Genomic DNA, 14,877 nt, shown 5'->3' with positions numbered 1-14,877 from the left:
ACCTGATTCGGCAAGGCAACGAGAGATGAGTTCGGGGTCGAGGTAATCCCCCAGAGAAGTCAGTGGGTTACGCAGAGAATCGTAACGGGATACCAGATCAAGGGCCTGTCCAATGTGCATAAAAAAATCCGGAAACGAGTGAGCGTTTCCGGATTCTTACACAGCCACTGGATCGGTCAACTGATCCTTAACTGACTGGCATTAAGGCCGCCGGGGACGTTTTTTTACCACCGGGACTTCGGACATAACGGAGTTTTCAGTAAGTACGACAGGTACTGTGGAGGCACTCCCGTAAAGACGGGCATCAAGTTCTCGCTCCAACATACCTGCGGGCAGAGGCCATAAAAGGCCAGCTTTGCGGAAGCGCACGAACATACCACAAACTGTTGATTTTGGTACGCCCAGGCGACGTCCGGCCACAATCCGTGGTAAATGTTCTTCAAAGTGAAGACGTAAAGCTTCAGTGATCCAGGTTCAGTATTCCATACGATAGTGTCCATTAAAAATGATGGACATTATTTTTGCGGAGCCGGAGGAAACAGACCAGACGGTTCAGATGAGGCGCTTACGTCAGCACAGCGTTTCACTGTTTTTGTGGATGATGTAGTTATCGACAATGAGCGTAATTGTCTTTGCCCACCGGTATGTCGCCTCTATATGTTTTAACAGTATGATAAATAAGGATGAGCTTTTACTATTTCCACCAACGTAGCTGACTTTTCCCGTACCGCTATGCAGTGCATCGGCAAGATAATACTTTTCATTCTGGCCCGGAGTGGCAACGCGCTTTTGCTGCTCGCGTAACTGCCAGTCAGCGCCGATTTTCGGGGTGAGATGAATTTCCACTTCATCTTCGTAATACAAGGGGGGAGGGCGCACTGCATTTCGCCAGCGTTTCATGAATAGCGGCCATTTTTTCTTCTTTGTGTGAGGCACGGACACGCAGTGTCGGCGCGACTCTGCGCCATACCCGTCCGGCAGCAGGTCCCCACCGCCGGATGGTTGAAGCATGTAGTGGGCAACCGGTGAGCTCATGGGGTTTTATCGCCAGCAGTTCGGAACTCCTGAGGAAACTAGTTAATCCAGCGACCAATCGATAAGTGGGCACAGTAGAGCGTTCTGGCAACATGGCAGACGGTGTCACCACGATGTAGCATCAGCATGGCGGTGAGCCGCCGGGCGTGGTTTTTGTCCTTTGTTTTATGGATAGTTTTCTGCATCAGGCGTCGTTCGGTTCTAGAGATTGGTGCTATAATCGGCATTGCTCAGTCCGGCTGGTGATTTTGGATATTCAGCGATTGATCAGATCACATAAACCGGACAGAGTTCCCCCTGAGTGAGCTACTATTTCGAGCAGTTATTTAGAATGTGGTGCTTGGTGGAGTTCTGTGCAAGGTGCTCAAGAAGGAGGGGGAGAATTAGTTGATTTCTGTGAAATTACCCGGTGCTGGTCGTTGTTAGGCCGGTGCGGTAGCGTGCCCGGAAGATATGGTGACGCCTCCAATTAGTAGAACATGTATTTTTCAATAAAACGCTCCTATGACTTTTTCGTGAAGCTCACTAGAACGTGAAAAACAGAGTGTTTTGCAGGCCAGCACGCCTGTATGGTACGCGTACCAGAGCCTGCGCTGCCGGGCTTTACTGCCAACGAAGCTCCATTGCTCATAGGGTTCGCAGATAAGGCCACATCAGCATGTGCAACGAGTGAAGACGTTATTCGCTCTGGCGAGAGTTTTTTAAAGTTCTGATGACGGTGTTAACGCTAGTTTTCAATGCTCATTTTCATTTATCTAATCGATTTAACTATTCGAATTTTTCTAAAGTTATTGATGCTGGGAGCTATCCAGATATTCAAGAGCTAATGGTTACTTCTTTTGCAGGGATTGCTGATTATTCAAGTTGGATTTACGACATTTTGCTTCTAAGACGGCCTGGATTTATTTATGCAGCCGACGTCGATTCATATCTTAGTCAACGGGAACTGTATTTTCCAATTGACTCAACGCCCTTCCCATTTTCGTCGAATGTAGAGGAACTTTGTGTTTCTATTACCAATTTTTATGAAAACAAGTTCAATGATCTTGTAAATTTATTTATGGAAAATGAAGGGGCTATCGATGCATGGGAATGCATAGGTTCGAGTTGCAGACGTCATTCTTCAGAATGATTAATTAACCTTATGTGAAAAGTAAAAATAAAGGCAAACGAATCAGGTGTTGTTTAATTATTGGCCAGCAAACCCATCGATACGATCATCGCACGTGCCTTGCTTGAGACTTTAATTTATACTGCTGTTTATATTCTACTTATATTCATTGTCTAGATGACAGGCGAATATTTCGAAATAACAAATCTATTACAACTAGTGCTCAGTTGGCGTTTGTTAATCATTCTGTTATGTGGCGTTGGCTTAATTTTCATGGTTGTAGGTAGAGCCTTTCCAGAAATGCAAAAGGTTCTACCGATACTAATCAAACCACTCTATTTCACTTCTTGTGTCATGTTCCCCTTGAATGCAATCCCAAAACAATATTGGGGTTATATTCTCTGGAACTCATTAGTGCATATAGTGAAATTAAACCGTGAGGCCGACATGCCCGGCCATATCAGTGACGGAGTAAGCATGAACTATCTGACAATACCCACATTAATAATACTGTTCATTGGTTTGGCGTTATATAGATCTCGTGAGAAAGCAATGCTGGCATTATGATTAATTCTTTGACAATGTCATGTTGCACGCTAATGTGGCGACATTGTGTGTTTAACATTAGACCATTTGAGAAATACTTATTATTTTATTTGTGGTGCAAACAAACCATCAAAACCCCATCAATTGCTGGGATGGGCAACTAGTATGCGATCGCGATTGAACTTTGAGGTGTTATGTCGACAACAAAAATGAGTTTACTGGATACTATTGTTATTAGATAGGGTGGAGCCATGATCAAAATATTTAAGATTCACTATGTGTTTTTGTTTTTGTTTTTTTTGTTTGGGGAAGGCATTGTAAACACAAATGCCACATCAAATAATGATATTTTAATTGATGATAGCTATGTGTTAAAAAAAATAAAATTGTATCGATTGGGTTCAGGTAGAAATAATGTTGTTCAGGGGGTAGTCATTGACAATAAAAGAAGAAACTTATATACGCTACATATGTCAGGGAAGCCAGAAAAAGGTGTTGTAAATGTTTTTTTTATTGATGAGAAATCCAATCAGATTACAGCTCATTCCTTTCAGAAACCAACAGATTTTATTGGTCACCAGGGGTTGACTTATGATTGCAATAGTGGGTATTTAGTATCTTCAACCGGTGAAGCATTTACTTCAAGAGGATGGTTTGTAACTCACTTTAAATACAACCATCAGGCTTTCCCTCACGATATGAAATTTACAAAAGTATTTGATGCCCCTTATAAACCACATCTAAGTACAATGCCTACCTTAACCTTAGATGCTAAATATTTAATAGTGCGGAGTAAGTTAAAGACACGGGAGCTATTAAGGGTTTACGATACAGAAAAAGTAGATTTCAGAAATTCAATAGATATTTCATCGGAAGAGAACTTAGAATGGTTTATTGATGAAGGGTTAACCAAGGATGGTTATGTATTACAAGCTATTACTGCCGACAACAAATATATATACTTGTTGAGCGGAGGTAAAAACAGAGAAAGCAAAAGGCTTTATATTTACACCTTAACTGGAAAGCTTATAAGAAAGTTTAATAATGTAACAATAGGAAAACAAGATGCTATTAAAAGTGGAAAAGAAAAACATTGGGAACCTGAAGGTTTAGCAATTGATAGCAAATCAAAATCATTGGTTATCATGTATGCTTTAGGTGATTATAAAAAAAGATTTGCTCAGTTATATTATGTTCCTTTAGATAGACTTATATAGTTGACTGACCGTACCTGCTGCTGACTTTGACATGTCGCTGACCTTCAAATCCTCAATGGCTATCATTGCGTGGTTTTTGCTGATTGTCGTTGTGACTTTGTGAAGGTAGTCCCTGCGGATATTTGCGATACGGGAATGCAGACACTGTATTTTGCGTTTCTGCTTCTGCCAGTTGTTGCTGAATTTGACCTTGCGGCTTAACTGTCGCTGAAGTCTCGCCAGCTTTTTCTGGTTTTTCTGAAAACTGTTTACAGTCTCAAAGACTGTGCTATCTGACAGTGTGGCAAGTTTAGCCACGCCGGCATCCAGTCCGACCATTGATATTGAAGGATGAACAGGAGTAGATATTTCACTTTCAGTCTGAATACTGATGTATCACTTACTGCAGGACTGGCTGACTGTAAAGCCTATGTATGATTTTTGCAGAGCGGCAAGCAAGAAACGCAAAAGCGCAACGGACAAGAAAGTATCGTACCGCCGAGGAAACGTTCACATGGCAGCCAGCCAGACGGCGCTAAGGGGGGGCTTAATTAACAGGAATTGGCGCGTACCAGCGAAGATTTTAACTTGGGCAGTAGCGAGTTTATTATGAAGGAAACAATATTTGTTTTTTATAAACATCATTTTATGTGCATCCTGCGTTTGCTGCAGGGATGGACGAGCAGGAAAAAATCCAAATTAAGATGATCTCCGCATATTTTTTCGCATTCCCCACCACTGGTGGGGATTTTTTTTATTTCTTTAAAACTCACGGTATTTTCTCAACGTTTTTTCGAGTTTTGCTTGCTGTTTATCTGTCAGCCATGAAAAGAAGCATTAAGATGATATTTACTTTGCATATCATATAAAAACTTAGCATCAAATTTCGTCAGTTGGATTTTGGCGATTAACGCGCTTTGCAGGACATTTTCCAGTGCCTTATATAACAGATCTTGAATTGTTTGTCTTTGGTGAGTATTTTTTTTCGTTATCTCCCAGTTCGATCGGCTGGCTCAGCTCCATCTGAAATATCAGTGTATCCGTAGGTCGACCTCGTTTACCAATAGCCAGTTTCATATTGCTGTGGGGTTCAGGTCTTTTATTATGGGGGGGGGAGTATTTTTGATTAAATTCTCTAAACGTGTTATATGACTTGTGCTTTTCCAGCATCATCATAAATTTAAATTCTGCAATGCTAACTTCAATGTTAGCCCTGTAAGTCTTGCCGAGTTGTGATCCTCGGCAATGTAACCGTTTGGGTGTCGCTCAAGATTCTGACCTTGAACCAAAACGAAGTGCACATTGGCCGGAACTTCGACGTTCGCAGCGCGGACTTGGTGTGTAAACCTGAACCAGGCGTGAATATTCGGATTGGAGACGATTTTCTGGGCTCTTCACAGCTCCTGTTCCGCCCGAGTGATGGGCATACCATTTATAGTCTGGAAACGAAGAAGCCCTTGAATGAGCCTAAGTCTGGCATCAGGGTGGGAAACCACGTTTGGTTTGGTCAGCGCGTGACGTGTCTCAAGGACGCCGTCGTGCCCGACAACTGCATAGTTTCCTTCGGGTCGATTGTCACACGTCAGGTGTTTCCCTCAAATGCGGTGCTTGGTGGAGTTCCGGCCAAGGTGCTCAAGACTGGTGTTAATTGGTCGAAATTGAATACGTTCAGATACCGACGCAAGTTTGCCTCCGAGTTTCTGGTGGGGCCTGAGAGCGATATGTCGTGACGGCCCCCCACCCTGTTAGGCTGCGCATTACGCTTCTGGACGTTGTCGTGCCCGACAGCTATATAATTTCCTTCGGGTTTGCTTTCAGTCAGCACGTAAGCGGCTAGCCAGAACCGTATTGATATTTACTGAGAGGTCAGATCAACTTTCCAGGGCAACAGATCGCGTACCCGGTTTGCCGGCCAGTCCTGGATATGCTCAATAACGTAACGCAGCCATTTTTCTGGCTCTACATTGTTCAGACGGCATGTGCCGATCAGCGAGTACAACACCGCCGCATGTTCGCCACCGCTGTCGGAACCCGCGAAGAGCCAGTTTTTCCGGCCTACGGCCACTCCCCGTAAGGCGTTCTCTGCAATGTTGTTGTCGATTTCCACCCAGCCATTACTGCAGTACACGTTCAGGGCCTCCCACTGTTTCAGCAGGTATGCGAACGCTTTTGCCGTATCCAAGTGACGCGACAGTGTTTTCATCTGAGTCTGTATCCAGTCATACAGTGACTGCATCAGTGGCGCAGCTCTGGCTTTTCTTGTCGCCAGACGCTGTTCTGCTGAACATCCCCGGACTTCTGCCTCATGACATACAGTTCACCGATACGCTGCAAGGCTTCCGTTATTCTGCCGGATTCGTATAACACCCGGTAACCACCGTAAGTATCGGCCTGAAGCACACCGCTGTAACCGGCCAGATGATTTTGTGGATGGATACCTTTCCGGTCCGGTGAGTACGCGAACCAGACCGCCGGGGGCATCTGTGAACCGGCATTACGGTCATCACGGACGTAGGCCCACAGCCGGGCAGTCCTTGTTTTACCACTGCCCGCCTCCTGGACCGGAACGGGGATATCATCGGCATGGACTTTACCGGGCATCAGCACATACTGGCGCAGGACGTCATACAACGGCTCCAGCCGTTCAGCAACAGCACCTGTCCAGCGCCCCAGTGTGGCACGGCTCAGCTCAGCTCCCTGACGACGGTATATTTCTGACTGGCGGTATAACGGCAGATGGTCTGCATATTTTCCAGCGACAACATGGGCCAGAAGCCCCGCTCCGGCATAACTGCGTGCAATGGGTTTTGAAGGCACCGGAGCCTGCACGATATGGTCGCACCGGCAACAGGCCAGTTTCGGACGTTGTGTTTCGATAACCTTAAAGGCGCTGCTGATAAGCTCCAGTTGTTCTGACACATCACATCCCAGAGAACTGAGTTCGCCACCACAGGCAGGACAGCATTCCTCTTCCGGCCGGATAACCCGGGTTTCACGGGGAAGTGAGGCCGGTAACGGTTTACGGGCTGAAGACTGGCGCAGGGCGGATGGCAGTACCGGATCATACTGCTCACCCAGCGTTTCCGCCATTTCTTCCTGAAGTGCGCTGATTCGCTCCTGTGCTTCCTGTATCTGTCGTTCGGTTTTTGCGCGAAGTTTTTCTGAGCTTTTACCGAACTGCATGCGCTGCAGTTTTGCAACCAGCGCCTTCAGCCGGTTGATTTCAGAAGCATAAGCCGCCACCCGCTGTGAGAGCAGGCAGTTGTATTCGGGCATCTGGCGGATGGTGTCCTGTTGCGTCTGCAACAGTGCCCGCAGGCGGGCATTCTCATGAGCAAGTGAGGTGTCCATATCCTCACTTTACAACGGGTTATATACGGATTCCAGCGCGTTCCGTTCGTTTCGGGTGCTTCCAGTTGATGCCCTCAAGAAGCATGGACAACTGAGCCGGAGTAAGGTGAACCTTTCCATCGCGGGTGACCGGCCAGACGAAGCGGCCCCGCTCCAGGCGTTTGGTGAAGAGGCACAGTCCGTCACTGTCAGCCCACAGCACTTTTATCTGGTCACCCCGGCGTCCGCGGAAGATAAACAGGTGTCCAGAGAACGGGTCATCCTTCAGGACGTTCTGAACTTTTGAGGCCAGGCCGTTAAAGCCATTTCGCATGTCGGTGATACCGGCAACCAGCCAGATACGCGAACCGGCAGGGAGAGATATCATCAGTGGCTGCTCTCTTTCATTTCGCGGATAAGTGTCTGTAATAACGCCGGTGTTAGTTCACCTTTCAGCCTGAGAGTTCCGGCCGGCAGAACCAGCTCACAGCACAGACTGTCAGACGGTGTATTTATCTGCTCTGGTTCCTGTGCCGGAGCCGGGATTTTATTATCCGGCTCCGGCGTTAACGTCACGGGAAGCAGTGCAGGCATATTCTTTCCGGAAGGCAGCAGGCCACCTTTCCGGTATTGATGGCGCCAGTTGAAGAGCAGGTTATCGTTGATTCCGTTTTCACGGGCGATCTGCGCCACACAGGCTCCGGGCTGCAGTGACTGTTCCACTAAGGCGATTTTAAACTCATAAGGAAAATTAGGCCGCCGGGGTAATGCCAGTCAGTTAAGCAACTGACTGGCTCTTTTTCGGGGCTGTGGGGTATTTCCAGGGCCTCTCCTTTACCACTCTCGGGAAGGCCCTTTCCCTTCTTGTCGGTAATTTCACAAGTTGTCCCATACTTGCAAGATCGCGCATCAGCTCCGGTATACGTCCCGGTGAAGCGCCCTGTAATGTCATCAGCATTCTCATCACCATTCCGCATGATTCTGAGAAACTCAGTTGATTCGGCCAGTAACCTTTCAGATGTTCCGCCATTTCTCCTCCGGGGAAGCGCATGGCGTCCGTCATCGGCAGACTTTTCCTTTGCGCGTCACGGTCAGCTGGCGGGCTGTCACCTCATTTCCCAGTCCCGGCCACTTTTTTCGTGCCTGCGGGCTGGTTTTCAGCTTCACCAGATGATCGCCTTTACCCAGTTTTCTGATCTCTTCATATTGCGCTCCCTTTCTGAGAGGGATCATCCAGTGGCGGTGTTCTCCCGCCTGGCTCCAGGCATTTAACAGTCCCAGTGAGTAATAACCTTTATCCATTAACGTCAGGGTGTTATCGCCGGTTTGTTCTATAAGTTGCTCAGCAAGCTCATTTTCGCTGTTCTTCATCGTGCCGAAGGCTGCAGCCGTCAGCAGATGGCTGGTCAGTTCCATCTGGCAGACCATTTTGACCTGCGGGTAGAGCGCCGGGTTCCCGGCATGTGTCTGGCGGGGGAAGGCTGCATCGTTCTCTGGTGTATCCGGTGTGCGCCAGAACACACCATCGATGGCCAGCAGGGTCAGGCCGCACCAGTGCGGATGCGGCGTGGCGTTATGCCAGAGCTGCGCTGTTTTCGTGAACACGCGGCGGACAGCCTCACTTCCCAGGCGCTGGCGGGCCTGAATAACGGCACTGGGGGCAACGAAGGGGCGATTGCCCGGTAGCATGATGTCCAGGCGATTCACAATCTGGTGAAGAGGTTCTTTACGCTCAAGCGCCATGCCAACAATACACCAGACCATCATTTCGAGGGGAAGACGGCGCTTGCGTAGCGTTACAGTACCTGATTCGGCAAGGCAACGAGAGATGAGTTCGGGGTCGAGGTAATCCCCCAGAGAAGTCAGTGGGTTACGCAGAGAATCGTAACGGGATACCAAATCAAGTGCCTGTCCAATGAGCATAAAAAAATCCGGAAACGAGTGAGCGTTTCCGGATTCTTACACAGCCACTGGATCGGTCAACTGATCCTTAACTGATCGGCATTAGAGCTCAAGGGCTGCCGTTTTGTGTTTCAGAATTCTGTTATGTATTGCTGCTGTTTGCGGCGATGATTTTCGCGACTTTTTCAGCTTGTGCATTCATCTGCATCTGACGGTAAGCATTTTCCATTAGTGGCAGAGCATCACGTGTAGCCTGAGTATCCGGGAAATCGCGCAGCATGCCTTCTACACGGTTAACGACAGCAACCCATGCGCCGCGTTCTGTATAGTACTCGGCAACAGAGTATTCATATTTCGCCAGGCGATCTTTCAGGAACACCAGACGTTTGGTGGCATCGGTGGTGTACTGACTGTTCGGATAGCCGCGAACTAATTTGGAAAAGTCACTAAACGCAGCTCGAGCATGTTGAGGATCGCGATCGCTACGGTCAACGCCAAAGAATCCTTGTAGCGCACTGTCATCCAGTGCCATATTGGTCAGGCCACGCATATACATGACATAATCGATATTCGGATGGGTCGGGTTCAGGCGAATAAAACGATCGATGGCAGCCTGTGCTAACGGCAGATCGGCGTTTTTATAATAGGCGTAGATGAGATCCAACTGCACCTGCTGTGAATACGGACCAAACGGATAGCGATTATCTAACGCTTCCAGTTGCGTTATTGCCTGTCTCCAGTTACCGTCCTGCAGCTTTTGTTGTGCAGTCGCGTAAATTTCATTTGGCGGATTATCAGGTACTTCTTCCTTTGAACCCGAGCAACCCGCCAAAAACAGGCTTAATGTGGCGGCTGCCACCAGATATTTCATGCGCGTCATGACGTTTTGACTTTCCTCAAAATGTATTACGGGAGATTCTCTGTTCCTGCTCCCGGTTAAGACCAGCTACAATAGCACACTATATTAAACGGCAAAGCCGTAAAACCCCAACGATAAACGAAGAAGCAGTATATATGGCACAACGAGTACAACTCACTGCAACAGTGTCCGAAAACCAACTCGGTCAACGCTTAGATCAAGCTTTGGCCGAAATGTTCCCGGATTATTCACGTTCGCGGATAAAAGAATGGATCCTCGACCAGCGCGTGCTGGTTAACGGCAAAGTTTGTGATAAGCCGAAAGAAAAAGTATTGGGTGGCGAGCAGGTTGCCATCAACGCCGAAATTGAAGAAGAAGCGCGTTTTGAACCGCAGGATATCCCACTGGATATCGTCTATGAAGATGAAGACATCATTGTTATTAATAAACCGCGCGACCTGGTTGTACATCCTGGCGCGGGTAACCCTGATGGCACGGTGTTGAATGCGTTGCTTCATTACTATCCGCCAATTGCAGATGTTCCGCGTGCGGGCATTGTCCATCGTCTGGATAAAGACACGACGGGTTTGATGGTTGTGGCAAAAACGGTTCCAGCTCAGACGCGTTTGGTGGAGTCTCTGCAACGGCGTGAAATTACCCGTGAGTACGAAGCCGTAGCGATTGGTCATATGACTGCGGGTGGCACGGTGGACGAGCCAATCAGCCGCCATCCCACCAAACGCACCCATATGGCGGTGCATCCGATGGGCAAACCAGCGGTCACTCACTATCGCATCATGGAACACTTCCGTGTGCACACGCGTCTGCGGTTGCGTCTCGAAACAGGACGTACGCATCAGATCCGCGTGCATATGGCGCATATCACTCATCCGCTGGTGGGTGATCCGGTTTATGGTGGTCGCCCGCGTCCGCCGAAGGGGGCGTCGGAAGCGTTTATCTCCACGCTGCGTAAGTTTGATCGTCAGGCGCTTCACGCAACGATGCTACGTCTCTATCACCCGATTTCCGGTATCGAAATGGAATGGCACGCGCCTATCCCACAAGATATGGTTGAACTGATTGAGGTGATGCGCGCCGATTTCGAAGAGCATAAGGATGAAGTGGACTGGTTATGAGTAAGTTGATTGTCCCGCAGTGGCCGTTGCCAAAAGGTGTTGCGGCCTGTAGCTCTACCCGTATTGGCGGCGTTAGCTTACCGCCTTACGATTCTCTCAATCTGGGGGCCCATTGTGGTGATAACCCGGAACACGTTGAGGAGAATCGCAGGCGACTTTTTGCTGCGGGCAATTTGCCTTCAAAACCGGTGTGGCTTGAGCAGGTACATGGGAAAGATGTTCTAAGGCTTACTGGCGAACCTTATGCCTCTAAACGGGCGGATGCATCTTATAGCAACACACCTGGCACGGTTTGCGCTGTGATGACTGCCGACTGCCTGCCTGTGCTGTTTTGCAACCGTGCGGGAACGGAAGTCGCCGCTGCTCATGCTGGCTGGCGTGGACTTTGCGCTGGTGTGCTGGAGGAGACAGTTTCTTGTTTTGCTGATAAGCCAGAAAACATTCTTGCCTGGCTGGGACCTGCAATTGGTCCGCGCGCCTTTGAAGTGGGGCCGGAGGTTCGCGAGGCATTTATGGCAGTAGATGCCAAAGCGAGCGAGGCTTTCATTCAGCGTGGTGATAAATATCTGGCGGATATTTATCTGCTTGCCCGGCAGCGTCTGGCGAACGTCGGTGTTGAACAAATTTTCGGTGGTAATCGCTGTACATACACTGAAAATGAGACTTTCTTCTCTTATCGTCGCGACAAGTGCACGGGTCGTATGGCAAGTTTCATTTGGCTGATATAACCTAAAGAATCAAGACGATCCGGTACGCGTGATTTTCTTTTCACATTAATCTGGTCAATAACCTTGAATAATTGAGGGATGACCTCATTTAATCTCCAGTAGCAACTTTGATCCGTTATGGGAGGAGTTATGCGTCTGGATCGTCTTACTAACAAATTCCAGCTTGCTCTTGCCGATGCCCAATCACTTGCACTCGGGCACGACAACCAATTCATCGAACCACTTCATTTAATGAGCGCCCTGCTGAATCAGGAAGGGGGTTCGGTTAGTCCTTTATTAACATCCGCTGGCATTAATGCTGGCCAATTGCGCACAGATATCAATCAGGCATTAAATCGTTTACCGCAGGTTGAAGGTACAGGGGGCGATGTCCAGCCTTCACAGGATCTGGTGCGCGTTCTTAATCTTTGCGACAAGCTGGCGCAAAAACGTGGTGATAACTTTATCTCGTCAGAACTGTTTGTTCTGGCGGCACTTGAGTCTCGCGGCACGCTGGCCGACATCCTGAAAGCAGCAGGGGCGACCACCGCCAACATTACTCAAGCGATTGAACAAATGCGTGGAGGTGAAAGCGTGAATGATCAAGGAGCCGAAGACCAACGTCAGGCTTTGAAAAAATATACCATTGACCTTACCGAACGTGCCGAACAAGGTAAACTCGATCCGGTAATTGGTCGTGATGAAGAAATTCGTCGTACCATTCAGGTACTGCAACGCCGTACTAAAAATAACCCGGTACTGATCGGTGAACCTGGTGTCGGTAAAACCGCCATCGTTGAAGGTTTGGCGCAGCGTATTATCAATGGCGAAGTACCGGAAGGGCTGAAAGGCCGCCGCGTACTGGCGCTGGATATGGGCGCGCTGGTGGCTGGGGCGAAATATCGTGGTGAGTTTGAAGAACGTCTGAAAGGCGTGCTGAACGATCTGTCGAAACAGGAAGGCAACGTCATTCTGTTTATCGATGAGCTGCACACCATGGTGGGCGCAGGTAAAGCCGATGGCGCAATGGACGCCGGGAATATGCTGAAACCGGCACTGGCCCGTGGTGAACTGCACTGCGTGGGCGCGACCACCCTTGATGAATATCGCCAGTACATTGAAAAAGATGCGGCGCTGGAACGTCGTTTCCAGAAAGTGTTTGTTGCCGAGCCAACGGTGGAAGACACCATTGCTATTCTGCGTGGCCTGAAAGAACGTTACGAGCTGCACCACCATGTGCAAATTACTGACCCGGCAATTGTTGCAGCGGCGACGTTGTCTCATCGCTACATTGCTGACCGTCAGTTGCCAGATAAAGCCATCGACCTGATCGATGAAGCGGCATCCAGTATCCGTATGCAGATTGACTCAAAACCGGAAGAGCTTGACCGACTCGATCGTCGAATTATCCAGCTTAAGCTGGAACAACAGGCGTTAATGAAAGAGTCTGATGAAGCCAGTAAAAAACGTCTGGATATGCTCAATGAAGAACTGAGTGACAAAGAACGCCAGTACTCTGAGTTAGAAGAGGAGTGGAAAGCAGAGAAAGCGTCACTCTCTGGCACCCAGACCATTAAAGCCGAACTGGAACAGGCGAAAATCGCCATTGAACAGGCGCGCCGTGTAGGTGATCTGGCGCGGATGTCCGAACTGCAATACGGCAAAATTCCGGAGCTCGAAAAACAACTGGAAGCGGCTACACAGCTCGAAGGCAAAACCATGCGTCTGTTGCGTAATAAAGTGACTGACGCAGAAATTGCTGAAGTGTTGGCGCGTTGGACGGGCATTCCTGTTTCTCGCATGATGGAAAGTGAGCGCGAAAAACTGCTGCGTATGGAGCAAGAACTGCACCATCGTGTTATTGGCCAAAACGAAGCCGTTGATGCGGTATCTAACGCCATTCGTCGTAGCCGTGCGGGGCTTGCGGATCCTAATCGCCCGATTGGTTCGTTCTTGTTCCTCGGTCCAACGGGTGTAGGTAAAACCGAACTCTGTAAGGCGCTGGCGAATTTTATGTTCGACAGTGACGAGGCGATGGTTCGTATCGATATGTCCGAGTTTATGGAGAAACACTCGGTGTCTCGTCTGGTTGGTGCACCTCCGGGATATGTGGGTTATGAAGAAGGTGGCTACCTGACTGAAGCGGTGCGTCGTCGTCCTTATTCCGTCATTCTGCTGGATGAAGTGGAAAAAGCGCATCCGGATGTATTCAACATTCTGTTGCAGGTTCTGGATGACGGACGTCTGACTGATGGGCAGGGGAGAACGGTCGATTTCCGTAATACGGTGGTCATTATGACCTCTAACCTCGGCTCCGATCTGATCCAGGAACGTTTCGGTGAACTGGATTATGCGCGCATGAAAGAGCTGGTGCTCGGCGTGGTTAGCCATAACTTCCGTCCGGAATTCATAAACCGTATTGATGAAGTTGTGGTCTTCCACCCGTTGGGTGAACAACATATCGCTTCGATTGCCCAGATCCAGTTGAAACGTCTGTACAAACGTCTGGAAGAACGTGGTTATGAAATCCACATTTCTGACGAGGCACTGAAACTGCTGAGCGAGAATGGTTACGATCCGGTTTATGGTGCACGTCCTCTGAAACGTGCTATCCAGCAACAGATCGAAAACCCGCTGGCGCAGCAAATACTGTCTGGTGAATTGGTTCCTGGCAAAGTCATTCGCCTGGAAGTTAATGAAGACCGCATTGTCGCCGTCCAGTAAATGATAAAACGAGTCCTTCGGGGCTCGTTTCTGTCTATAAGTTAGACGGAAAAGACCATGCTCGGGGTGTTTTGCCTGAAAATTGAGCGAACGATAAAGTTTTTATATTTTTCGCTTGTCAGGCCGGAATAACTCCCTATAATGCGCCACCACTGACACGGAACAACGGCAAATAAGCCGCCGGGTCAGCGGGGTTCTCCTGAGAACTTCGACAGAGAAAAGCGAAAAAATGCTTGACTCTGTAGCGGGAAAGTGTATTATGCACACCCCGCGCCGCTGAGAAAAAGCGAAGCGGCACTGCTCTTTAACAATTTATCAGACAATCTGTGTG

9 protein-coding genes and 8 pseudogenes are annotated in these 14,877 nt (G+C 48.6%); 7 read left to right on the top strand and 10 right to left on the bottom strand.

The annotated features are described in order from the left end of the window. The 4 genes and pseudogenes from A1SC_RS25640 to A1SC_RS25060 form a co-directional block, all read right to left on the bottom strand. Positions 1-120 (bottom strand): hypothetical protein (locus A1SC_RS25640; RefSeq protein WP_001555026.1); only part of this gene is annotated, 120 nt, incomplete at its 3' end. 84 nt (positions 121-204) lie between these two features. Continuing rightward, positions 205-468 (bottom strand): annotated as a pseudogene (locus A1SC_RS0121705) (IS66 family insertion sequence element accessory protein TnpB); the annotation flags it as partial. Between the two features lie 108 nt (positions 469-576). Beyond that, positions 577-1,262 (bottom strand): annotated as a pseudogene (locus tag A1SC_RS0121700) (transposase); the annotation flags it as partial. Positions 1,263-1,504: 242 nt separating this feature from the next. After that, positions 1,505-1,773 (bottom strand): annotated as a pseudogene (locus A1SC_RS25060) (IS1 family transposase); the annotation flags it as partial. Between A1SC_RS25060 and A1SC_RS26220 the strand changes: the two are divergent. The 3 genes and pseudogenes from A1SC_RS26220 to A1SC_RS12320 all read left to right on the top strand — a co-directional run bounded on the left by A1SC_RS26220 (position 1,748) and on the right by A1SC_RS12320 (position 3,909). Next, positions 1,748-2,167, top strand: coding sequence for a CDP-glycerol glycerophosphotransferase family protein (locus tag A1SC_RS26220; RefSeq protein ID WP_072024150.1), 420 nt, complete (start codon positions 1,748-1,750; stop codon positions 2,165-2,167). The pseudogene A1SC_RS25060 and the gene A1SC_RS26220 overlap by 26 nt on opposite strands. Positions 2,168-2,201: 34 nt before the next feature. Further along, positions 2,202-2,713: pseudogene (locus A1SC_RS0121695) on the top strand (ABC transporter permease); the annotation flags it as partial. Positions 2,714-2,943: 230 nt separating this feature from the next. Next, on the top strand, positions 2,944-3,909 hold the full coding sequence (locus A1SC_RS12320; protein WP_000590348.1) for a phage baseplate protein: 966 nt from the start codon (positions 2,944-2,946) through the stop codon (positions 3,907-3,909). On the opposite strand, the pseudogene A1SC_RS0121690 reads toward A1SC_RS12320, so the two are convergent. Further along, positions 3,910-4,311, bottom strand: a pseudogene (locus A1SC_RS0121690) (RNA-guided endonuclease InsQ/TnpB family protein); the annotation flags it as partial. It lies immediately after the preceding gene. Positions 4,312-5,168: 857 nt separating this feature from the next. On the opposite strand from A1SC_RS0121690, the gene A1SC_RS22735 reads away from it, so the two are divergent. After that, positions 5,169-5,618, top strand: coding sequence for an LbetaH domain-containing protein (locus A1SC_RS22735; RefSeq protein ID WP_140916054.1), 450 nt, complete (start codon positions 5,169-5,171; stop codon positions 5,616-5,618). Between the two features lie 125 nt (positions 5,619-5,743). Here A1SC_RS22735 and tnpC read toward each other — a convergent pair. From tnpC to bamD, 5 genes and pseudogenes are all read right to left on the bottom strand, one after another. Then, a pseudogene (gene tnpC, locus A1SC_RS23460) lies at positions 5,744-7,239 on the bottom strand (IS66 family transposase). 19 nt (positions 7,240-7,258) lie between these two features. Continuing rightward, positions 7,259-7,606 (bottom strand): IS66 family insertion sequence element accessory protein TnpB, encoded by a 348-nt coding sequence (gene tnpB / locus A1SC_RS12330; protein WP_000624622.1) that lies wholly within the window; start codon positions 7,604-7,606, stop codon positions 7,259-7,261. After that, positions 7,606-7,983, bottom strand: a pseudogene (gene tnpA / locus A1SC_RS0121670) (IS66-like element accessory protein TnpA); the annotation flags it as partial. The pseudogene tnpA and the gene tnpB, both read right to left, overlap by 1 nt. Positions 7,984-7,996: 13 nt before the next feature. Next, a pseudogene (locus A1SC_RS23455) lies at positions 7,997-9,141 on the bottom strand (IS4 family transposase). A 121-nt stretch (positions 9,142-9,262) separates the two neighbouring features. Then, entirely contained in the window at positions 9,263-10,000 is a 738-nt protein-coding gene (bamD, locus tag A1SC_RS12340; protein WP_000197680.1) for an outer membrane protein assembly factor BamD, read from the bottom strand. 134 nt (positions 10,001-10,134) lie between these two features. Here bamD and rluD point away from each other — a divergent pair, with 134 nt between their 5' ends. The 3 genes from rluD (at position 10,135) to clpB (ending at position 14,546) form a co-directional block, all read left to right on the top strand. Next, a complete protein-coding gene (gene rluD, locus A1SC_RS12345; protein WP_000079112.1) occupies positions 10,135-11,115 on the top strand; it encodes a 23S rRNA pseudouridine(1911/1915/1917) synthase RluD in 981 nt (326 codons plus the stop codon). Beyond that, complete coding sequence (gene yfiH, locus A1SC_RS12350) at positions 11,112-11,843, top strand: purine nucleoside phosphorylase YfiH (RefSeq protein ID WP_000040161.1); 732 nt, start codon at positions 11,112-11,114, stop codon at positions 11,841-11,843. The genes rluD and yfiH overlap by 4 nt, the downstream gene beginning before the upstream one ends. Positions 11,844-11,972: 129 nt before the next feature. Beyond that, positions 11,973-14,546, top strand: a complete 2,574-nt coding sequence (gene clpB / locus A1SC_RS12355; RefSeq protein ID WP_001516905.1) for an ATP-dependent chaperone ClpB — start codon at positions 11,973-11,975, stop codon at positions 14,544-14,546. The last annotated feature ends 331 nt before the right edge of the window (positions 14,547-14,877 follow it).

It is taken from the genome of Escherichia sp. KTE52 (genome assembly GCF_000408325.1).
GTDB classification, from domain to species: domain Bacteria; phylum Pseudomonadota; class Gammaproteobacteria; order Enterobacterales; family Enterobacteriaceae; genus Escherichia; species Escherichia marmotae.
The sequence above is the reverse complement of the archived record's forward strand: the minus strand, read 5'-3'. Positions and strand labels throughout refer to the sequence as shown.